1 protein-coding gene is annotated in these 5,969 nt (G+C 71.9%); it reads left to right on the top strand.

Going from position 1 to position 5,969, the window contains the following annotated elements; all coding sequences use genetic code 11:
* Nucleotides 1-5,969: type I polyketide synthase (locus ACIQWR_RS41280; RefSeq protein ID WP_404021275.1), on the top strand; the 5,969-nt coding region annotated here is incomplete at both ends.

Genomic DNA, 5,969 nt, shown 5'->3' with positions numbered 1-5,969 from the left:
GATTGGGCGCGGGCGTTCGAGGGGACGGGTGCGTCGCGGGTCGAGTTGCCGACGTACGCGTTCCAGCGGCGCCGCTACTGGCTCGACGCCCCGGCCGGAGCCCGTGGTGACATGGGATCGGTCGGCCTGCTGTCGACGGAGCACCCCATGCTCGGAGCGGCGATGGACCTTCCCCATTCCGAGGGAGCCGTCTTCACCGGTCGACTCTCGCTGCGCACGCACCCGTGGCTGGCCGACCACGCGGTCGGTTCCACCGTGCTGCTGCCGGGAACCGGCTTCCTGGAGCTCGCCGTCCGGGCGGGCGACGAGGTCGGTTGCGGGGTCGTGGAGGAGCTGACGCTCGAAGCCCCGCTCACCCTCCCGGAGAGCGGTGGCCTACACCTGCGGGTGACCATCGCGGAGCCGGACGGGACCGGGCGACGCGCGGTGAGCGTGTACTCGCGCGGTGATGCGGCGTCCTTCGAGGAGACGTGGACCTGCCATGCCACCGGTGTCCTCGCGGCGGGCGGTCCGCAGCCCTCGGTGGATCTTGCGACCTGGCCCCCGGCCGGTGCAGTCCCGGTGGACACGGCGACGTTGTACGACGACCTGGCCGAGGCCGGGCACGGATACGGCCCGGTGTTCCAGGGCGTACGGGCGGCGTGGCGGCGCGGGGCCGAGGTGTTCGCCGAGGTCGCCCTGCCGGAGGAGGCGCAAGGGGACGCCGGTCGGTTCCGGCTGCACCCGGCCCTGCTGGACGCGGCGTTGCACGGTCTGCGACTGGGCGGATTCTTCCCCGACGGCCTGGCACGGCTGCCGTTCGAGTGGCGCGGTGTGTCGCTGTACGCGGCCGGCGCGTCCGCCCTCCGCGTCCGTCTGGCGCCTGCGGGCGCCGGCGCCGACACGGGCGCCGTGACCGTGGCGGTGGCCGACGGCGCCGGCCACCCGGTGGCCTCGGTCGATTCGCTGCTCACCCGGTCCGTCGACCCCCAGCAGCTCGCCGCCGCGCAGAGCGCGCAGCGCGACGCGTTGTACCGCGTCCAGTGGACCCCGGCGCAGCAGGGGGTTCCGGCCGGGGGCCGTGCGGGATGGGCCTTCATCGGTGCTGCCGCGTCCGGGACGCGTGCGTCGTACGGAGACTTCGCCCTGCTGGCCGAGGCGGTGGGAGCGGGTGCCGCGGTGCCCGACACCGTCGTGGCCCGCCTCGGAGCCCCGGCTGGCGAACCCGGCGCCCCGGCCGGCTCGGCCCGCACCGCCCTGCACCACGCGCTGGCGCTGACGCAGGCGTGGCTCGCGGACGAGCGGTTCGCGGCCTCCAGGCTGGTCCTGGTCATGCGCGGCGCGGTCACCACGGGGGCCGACGACCTCGCACCCGACCCCGCGACCGCTGCGGTGTGGGGCCTGCTGCGCGTGGCGCAGACGGAGAACCCGGGCCGGTTCGTGCTCGTGGACACGGACACGGACGGGGAGGAGCTCTTCGGCGACGTCCTGGAGCAGGCGCTCGCCGCTGACGAGCCGCAGGTCGCCGTGCGCCGCGGGGCGGGGTACGCGCCCCGTCTCGTGCCGGCCTCGCTGCCCGCGCGGGACGCCCTCGAAGGCGAAGCCCCGTGGTGGGGTGCGTCGGACGGAACGGTCCTGCTCACCGGTGCCACCGGAACCCTCGGTGGTCTGGTCGCCCGGCACCTCGTCGCGGAACACGGTGTCCGACACCTGCTGCTCGTCAGCCGCCGCGGCGACACCGCTCCGGGCGTGACGGACCTGGTGGCCGACCTGTCCGGGCTGGGGGCGGACGTCTCCGTGGCCGCGTGTGACGTGGCGGACCGAATCGCTCTGGCCGACCTGCTGGACCGGATCCCGTCCGAGCATCCGCTGACCGCCGTCGTGCACGCGGCAGGTGTGCTCGATGACGGACTGGTCCCCGCGCTGACTCCCGAGCGGATCGACCGCGTACTGGAGCCGAAGGCCGACGCGGCGTGGAACCTGCACGAGCTGACGCGCGACATGGGCCTGTCGGCGTTCGTCCTGTTCTCCTCGGCGTCAGGTGTGCTGGGAACCGCGGGACAGGCCAACTACGCCGCCGCGAACGCCTACTTGGACGCGCTGGCGGCCGTCCGGCATGCCGAGGGACTGCCGGCCACGTCGCTGGCGTGGGGCTTCTGGGGGCAGCGCAGTGCGATGACGGGCCGGCTCGCCGAGACGGACCTCGCCCGCATCGCACGTTCCGGCCTGGTCGCCCTGTCCTCTGAGGACGGACTCGCGCTCTTCGACACCGCGGTGGCGGCCGGCGAGCCGCTGCTGTTGCCCGTGCGGTTCGATGTGGCCGCCTTGCGCGCCTCGGACGCTCCCGTGTCTCCGGTCCTGCGTGACCTGGCCCGGGGACCGGTGCGCCGACGCCGGGCCGCGGAGGCCGGGGAGGCCGCCACCGGTTTGGCCCGGCGTTTGTCGGGGCTCCCGGAGGACGAGCGGGAGCGCGTACTCGCAGAACTCGTGCACGGGCACGTCTCGACCGTGCTGGGACGGGGCCCGTCGGACGCGGTGGCGCAGGACCGCCCGTTCAAGGAGCTCGGATTCGACTCGCTGATGGCCGTCGAACTCCGGAACCGGCTGAACGCGGCGACCGGGCTACGACTCCCGGCCACGCTGGTCTTCGACCACCCCACGTCGGCCGTTCTGGTGCGCCATCTGCTCGCCGAACTGGCGGAAGTCACGGACGGAACAACAACCCCCGCACACGTCAACGGTGTTACCACCTCGGGGGTCGCCGCGGACGACGACCCGATCGCCGTCGTCGCGATGAGCTGCCGATTCCCCGGTGACGTCGCGACGCCCGACGAGCTGTGGGACCTGGTCATGGCGCGTACGGACGCGATCACCCCGTTCCCGATGGACCGCGGCTGGGACCTGGAGAACCTGTACGACCCCGACCCGGACAACCAGGGGACGAGCTACGTCCGTGAGGGCGGCTTCCTGCACTCCGCGGCGGAGTTCGACCCGGGCTTCTTCGGGATCTCGCCGCGCGAGGCCCTGGCCATGGACCCGCAGCAGCGGCTGCTCCTGGAGACCTCGTGGGAGGCCTTCGAGCGGGCGGGGATCGCCCCGGGCTCAGTGCGGGGCAGTCGGGCGGGCGTCTTCGCCGGTGTGATGTACAACGACTACGGCTCGCGGATCCGGGTCGCCCCCGAAGGGTTCGAGGGCACCCTCGGCGCGGGCAGCGCGGGCAGCGTCGCCTCCGGTCGTGTCGCGTACACGTTGGGCCTCGAAGGCCCTGCGGTGACGGTGGACACGGCGTGTTCGTCGTCGCTGGTGGCGCTGCACCTGGCGGTGCAGTCGCTGCGCAACGGTGAGTGCACGCTCGCCCTGGCGGGCGGCGTGACCGTGATGTCCACGCCGTCGGTCTTCGTGGAGTTCAGCCGGCAGCGCGGGTTGGCGACGGACGGGCGCTGCAAGTCCTTCTCGGACACGGCCGACGGTGCCGCTTGGGCCGAGGGCGCGGGCATGCTGCTGCTGGAGCGGCTCTCGGACGCCCGGCGCAACGGTCATCCGGTGCTGGCTGTGATCCGTGGCTCTGCGGTGAACCAGGACGGTGCGAGCAATGGTCTGACGGCTCCGAACGGTCCTTCGCAGCAGCGTGTCATCCGGGCGGCCCTTGCGAATGCGGGTGTGTCGGCGGCTGATGTGGACGTGGTGGAGGCGCACGGTACGGGTACGACCTTGGGCGACCCGATCGAGGCGCAGGCGCTGCTGGCGACGTACGGGCAGGAGCGTCCGGCCGAACGGCCGCTGTGGCTCGGCTCGTTGAAGTCGAACATCGGTCACACGCAGGCGGCGGCCGGTGTGGCCGGTGTGATCAAGATGGTGCTGGCGATGCGCAACGGGGTGCTGCCGCAGACCCTGCACGTGGGTGAGCCGTCGTCGAAGGTGGATTGGTCGGAGGGTGCGGTCGAGCTGTTGACGGAATCCCGCGCGTGGGTGCCCGGCGCTGTCGACCAGGTCCGTCGTGCGGGTGTGTCCTCGTTCGGTGTGAGCGGTACGAACGCCCACGTGATCCTTGAGCAGGCTCCTGAGGTCGAGGTTGCTGAGGCGGCGGCGGAGCCGGTGGTGCCGATGGCGGTGCCGTGGGTGCTGTCGGGCCGGAGCGGCGAGGCCGTGCGGGCCCAAGCCGCGCGGCTGGTGTCGCTCGTCGAGTCCGGCGGTGCGGGTCTGTCGCCGGTGGACGTGGGCTCGTCGTTGGCATCCGGACGGAACGCGTTCGAGGAGCGCGCCGTGGTGATCGGTCGTTCCATCGCCGAACTCACCTTTGACCTCGGCGCGTTGACTCGGGGCCTGCCGGCTTCGGGTCTGGTGGAGGGTGTGGTTTCAGGCTCTGGCGGCCGGGTGGTGTTCGTGTTCCCGGGTCAGGGTTCGCAGTGGGTGGGGATGGCGGTGGATCTGCTGGATTCCTCGCCGGTGTTCGCCGGGCGGATGGCCGAGTGTGGTCGGGCGTTGGCGGAGTTCGTGGACTGGGATCTGCTCGATGTGGTGCGCCAGGTCGAGGGTGCGCCGTCGTTTGAGCAGGTGGATGTGGTCCAGCCCGTTTCGTGGGCTGTGATGGTCTCGCTGGCGGAGTTGTGGCAGTCGTTCGGTGTGAAGCCGTCGGCTGTGGTGGGTCATTCGCAGGGTGAGATCGCTGCGGCTTGTGTCGCGGGCGGGCTGTCGTTGCAGGATGGTGCTCGTGTGGTGGCGCTGCGGTCGCAGGCCATTGCGGGCAGCCTGGCCGGGTTCGGCGGGATGATGTCCGTCGCGCTGCCTTTGGCGGAGGTGGAGTCCCGTCTGGTGGGCTGGGCTGGTCGGCTGGAGGTCGCGGCCCTGAACGGTCCGACCTCCACCGTTGTCGCGGGTGAGCCGGAGGCGTTGGACGAGCTTCTCGCCGCGTGCGAAGCGGAGGGTGTTCGGGCGCGCCGGGTTGCGGTGGATTACGCCTCGCACACCTCGCATGTGGAGCGGATCGAGGGCGAGCTCGCCGAGGTGTTGGCGCGCGTACAGCCCATGGCCGCACGGGTCCCGTTCTTCTCCACGGTGAACGGTGACTGGCTGGACACCACGACCCTCGACGCCGGGTATTGGTATCGGAACCTGCGTCAGACGGTCCGTTTCCAGGGTGCGATCGAGGATCTGGTCGCGCAGGGGCACGGCACCTTCATCGAGGTCAGTGCGCATCCCGTGCTGACGATGAGCGTCCAGGACCAGGCCGAATCCGCTGTTGTGGCGGGCACGCTGCGCCGCAATGAGGGTGGCCTGGACCGGTTCTACGCCTCGCTTGCCGAGGTGTGGGTCCAGGGCGTGGACGTCGACTGGGCCGGCGTTTTCGAGGGGACGGGCGCGTCACGGGTCGAGCTGCCGACGTACGCCTTCCAGCGGCGCCGCTACTGGCTCGACGCCCCGGCAGCGGCCGAGGTGGTCGTGGACCAGGCGGAGGCCGCCTTCTGGGAGGCGGTCGAGGGCGGGGACCTGACGGCGTTGGCATCTGCGCTGGAGGTGTCCACCGAGGAGCCCTTGAGCGCCGTGTTGCCCGCGCTGTCGTCGTGGCGGCAGCAGCGACGCGAGCGTTCCCGGCTGGACGGCTGGCAGTACCGGGCCGATTGGCAGCCGCTGTCGAAGGAGTTGCCGTCGCGTACCTCGGGGGACTGGCTGCTGGTGGTGCCCGCAACCGGGGACGAGGCAGCCGAGCTGGTGGCGCCCGTGGTGGAGGAGCTGACCCGGCGCGGTGCCCGTGTGAGGACGATGCAGTGGGACACGGCCGGCGTCGACCGGCCGGACATGGCCCGATCGCTCTCCGAGGCCGTGCGCTTCTGCGATGGCCAGCTCACCGGTGTGTTGTCGTTGTTGGCGTTGGGCGGGTCTTCGTCGGGTGTGGTGGGTGGTGGTCTGGCGGGTTCGTTGGCTTTGGTGCAGGCGTTGGTGGGTGCTGGGGTTGAGGGGCGTTTGTGGTGTGTGACGCGTGGTGCGGTGGG

The organism is Streptomyces sp. NPDC098789 (assembly GCF_044759975.1).
Classification (GTDB): domain Bacteria; phylum Actinomycetota; class Actinomycetes; order Streptomycetales; family Streptomycetaceae; genus Streptomyces.
Note: the sequence above shows the minus strand (reverse complement) of the source record. Positions and strands in the feature narration are given on the sequence as shown.